A 260-nucleotide genomic window follows, 5' to 3' on the forward strand; every position below is an offset into this window, starting at 1 on the left:
CGGACGTAGCTCAATTGGTAGAGCGTCGCCTTGCCAAGGCGAAGGTCGAGGGTTCGAGACCCTTCGTCCGCTCCATTGATTCACTACTAGTAATTGTTTCACGGAGGCATAGCCAAGTGGTAAGGCACGGGTCTGCAAAACCCTTATCCCCGGTTCAAATCCGGGTGCCTCCTCCAAAATATTTGCCGGTGTGGCGGAATGGCAGACGCGCGCGACTCAAAATCGTGAGGGAAACCGTGGGGGTTCAAGTCCCTTCACCG

General features: G+C 55.8%; 1 tRNA gene. It reads left to right on the forward strand.

From position 1 onward, the window contains the following. Window positions 1-102 precede the first annotated feature (102 nt). Window positions 103-176, forward strand: a tRNA-Cys gene (locus SB752_RS32760). Window positions 177-260 lie beyond the last annotated feature (84 nt).

It is taken from the genome of Brevibacillus sp. SIMBA_040 (assembly GCF_046535075.1).
Taxonomy (GTDB): Bacteria; Bacillota; Bacilli; order Brevibacillales; family Brevibacillaceae; genus Brevibacillus.